Origin of the sequence: Arthrobacter sp. Br18, from assembly GCF_000520555.1 — a bacterium.
Classification (GTDB): domain Bacteria; phylum Actinomycetota; class Actinomycetes; order Actinomycetales; family Micrococcaceae; genus Arthrobacter_D.
The window spans coordinates 1-3,067 of the sequence record NZ_AZSA01000301.1; the positions used below are offsets into that span (position 1 = coordinate 1).

At 68.7% G+C, this 3,067-nt stretch carries 2 protein-coding genes and 1 pseudogene; 1 reads left to right on the forward strand and 2 read right to left on the reverse strand.

Annotation, left to right across the window (positions count from 1 at the left end; genetic code table 11):
- Positions 1-233: pseudogene (locus tag Y704_RS23135) on the reverse strand (alpha/beta hydrolase); the annotation flags it as partial.
- Between the two features lie 185 nt (positions 234-418).
- Here Y704_RS23135 and Y704_RS0102440 point away from each other — a divergent pair.
- Positions 419-1,540 (forward strand): GTP pyrophosphokinase, encoded by a 1,122-nt coding sequence (locus Y704_RS0102440; protein WP_026548934.1) that lies wholly within the window; start codon positions 419-421, stop codon positions 1,538-1,540.
- 7 nt (positions 1,541-1,547) lie between these two features.
- On the opposite strand, the gene Y704_RS0102445 is transcribed toward Y704_RS0102440, so the two are convergent.
- Positions 1,548-3,065 (reverse strand): carboxyl transferase domain-containing protein, encoded by a 1,518-nt coding sequence (locus Y704_RS0102445; protein ID WP_253904209.1) that lies wholly within the window; start codon positions 3,063-3,065, stop codon positions 1,548-1,550.
- Positions 3,066-3,067: the final 2 nt, after the last annotated feature.

Genomic DNA, 3,067 nt, shown 5'->3' on the forward strand with positions numbered 1-3,067 from the left:
AACGTGGCAGGCCAGCCGCCACCGTTTCCCGTGCGGCGGTACTCGAGGTTCCAGCATGCATAGCCGCGCTGCGCCAGGTCCCGTGCCAGGGGTTCGCCCAGTTCCGCGCCGTACGTGGAGCGCCAGTATCCGCCGTGGATGATCACCACGATGCCTGCTGCCTGGCCCGCGGGCAGGTAGAGGTCGGCGAACTGGCTCGCGTCCTCGCCGTAGGTGTATCGCTGCGGTGACATGGCCGGATCCCTTGCTGCAGCTTCCCCCCGGGTGCCGTCCGGCGGTCGCCGCGCGCATGCAGCGGCCACGGCCGCCGAGGCCGCTGCCACGAAAGCCAGAACCGCGCGCCGTCCCGGATGCTTCACAGGGGAAGCCTAGCTGCCACGGGAAGTTAGGATGAGGAATACCCTTGGAACTGGAGGCCCTGTTGAGCGCCTGGGACGATCTCGAGAACCGCCTGCGCCCTGCAGTCGAAGCAAGCACGCATGAGTTCGAACGCGTTCGGCCCGCCCTGGTGGAGGTCACCGAGGAGATGCGCAGGAGCATGCAGGACATCTTCGACTCCTCCGAACTGCACCCGCTGTTCGTCACCGCGCGCACCAAGACGGTGGAGTCCTTCCGTGACAAGGCCTCGCGTACGCTCGCCTCACCGGACGCCGACGCCGCACCCACCCTCGTGTTCCCCGAGCCGATGCGCAACCTCACCGATCTCGTGGGCGTCCGCGTCATCACCACGCTGCCCCATGAGGTGGACCTCGCCGCCAACCTGATCAAACGCCAGCGGCAGGACTTCGATTGCCGGGGGGACCGCGAGAAGGACATCGGGTCCATCGAATCCGGCACCTACGGCTACTCGAGCCGCCACCTCATCATGCGCACCATCCACCACGACGCGGTGCGCCGCTTCCAACAGGTGCAGGACCCGGCGTCGAAGGCAGGCGGGAGTTATCTTTTCGAGGTGCAGATCCGCACGGTGCTCGCCCACGCCTGGTCCGAGATCGAGCATGACATCCGGTTCAAGGCCGCGAACCCGAAGGCCTGGAGCCCCTATTTCGACCGCCAGTTCACCGGGACTGCCGCGATGCTCGAAACCGTCGAGTCAGCCTTCGCCGAACTGCATGAGCGGTATGAGACGGTCACTGGTTTCTGGGATGAGGACGGGGAGGGCAGCGCGCCGCTGACTCCCAACCGGATCCGGCATATCTGGCAGACCCTGCTCCCGCACGTCGACAGGAAAGCCGATGACAACTGGGGGTGGGCGGCCGAGCTGCTGGCCGCGCACGAACTCCGGACCACCATCGAGCTCGCGGCGCTGCTGCAGGCCGACACCATCACGACGGTGCGCCGGGCACTTGACCACCGCTATTCCCCCGGACCCGACCGCCTGCTGGATGACATGCTGCTGTGGCACTACGGCGGACGCCACATCGACCTGACCGCCGAGGAGCCCGGCGCGGAACCCAGTCCACGCCGCGACAGCCTGCAGCGCAGGTACCGGCAGATGCAGGCTTTCCGGTCGCGCGAGGCAACCGGCAACGGGCGGTAGGTTCACCTCACTCCGCGAATACGCGGTACTTCTCGATCCGCCTGCGCCTCCGGATTTCCGACGGCAGAGACGCCACGGACCAGAGCTCGTATTCGATGGCCGCTCCCATGCGGGAGCAGAAGGCACGCGGCTCCTCAGCGGCGTCCGGCCGTTCATCCACCACGTGGTCCACGGTTCCGCGGGCAGCAAGGGCAGCGACATTGACGCCCTGGGCGTCCGACATGCGATCGGCGAACTCCGTGGTCCGGTGGACGATCACGCTCGCGCCCTCGGGCGGCAGGGGTGAAAGCCAGGCGTGCTGCGCCGCGATGGTGCGGTCCGCCGGCAGGAGCGCGAGCGCCCCTCCGCCTGCTCCCTGGCCGAGGAGCACCGAGACCGACGGCGAGGAGAGCCCGATGAGATCGTGCAGGGATCGCGCGATTTCGCCGGCCAGTCCGCCCTCCTCCGCTTCCTGGGAGAGCGCCGCCCCGGCGGTGTCGATGACGGTCAGGAGCGGCAGGCCGAGCTCCTCGGCGAGCTTCATGCCGCGCCGCGCCTCCCGGAGGGACGCGGGGCCCATCGCGGCGTCGTCGTTCCGGCGGGGGCGCTGGTGTCCCAGCACCACGCAGGGCTGGCTGCCGAAGCGGGCCAGGGCCAGGAACAGGCCTGGATCCTTTTCGCCCTGACCGGTGCCGTTGAGGGGAAGGACATCCTGTGCCCCGAATGCGAGCAGCCGCCGCAGGTCCGGACGCCGCCGGTTCCGCGAAATGAGGATCGACGACCACGCTGTACTGTCCGCGGGCCGCACTCCCAGCGTCTTTGGAGGAGCCGGGGGCATTCCGGGAGTTGCCACGAGGACGTTGAGGGCCTGGTCCACGATTCCTGACAGCTGCGTGGGGCTGACGACGGCGTCGATCAGCCCCTTGTCGAACAGGTTCTCGGCGGTCTGGACACCCTCCGGAAAAGGCTGCCCGTACAGCGCCTCATAGACCCGCGGACCAAGGAATCCGAGCAGCGCACCCGGTTCGGCGACCGTCACATGGCCCAGCGATCCCCAGGACGCCATCACGCCGCCGGTCGTGGGATGCCGCAGGTAGACAAGGTAGGGCAGGCCTGCCTGCCGGTGCGCGCGAACAGCTCCGGTGATGTCCACCATGGCGAGGAATGCCGGCGTACCCTCCTGCATCCGGGTCCCGCCCGACGCCGGACCGGCCAGGAGCGGCAGCTTCTCACGCGTGGCCCGCTCGATGGCCGACACGATCCTGCGGGCAGCGGCGGAGCCGATCGAGCCGGCGAGGAAGCGGAATTCAGAGACGAGAACCGCGACGCGCCGGCCGCGGATCAGCCCCTCTCCCGTGAGCACCGATTCATCGGCGCCGCTCTTCTCCCGCGCCCGCTCCAGCTCCTCGGCGTAGCCTTCCCTGCCCTCGATCGGCTCGGTCACCGGCGAATCCCAGGAGGTGAACGAGCCGGAATCAAGGACGACGTCGATCAGCTCACGTGCCGAGAGGTGTCCGGGAGGGTCTGTCACCGGCGTGCCGGTCACCG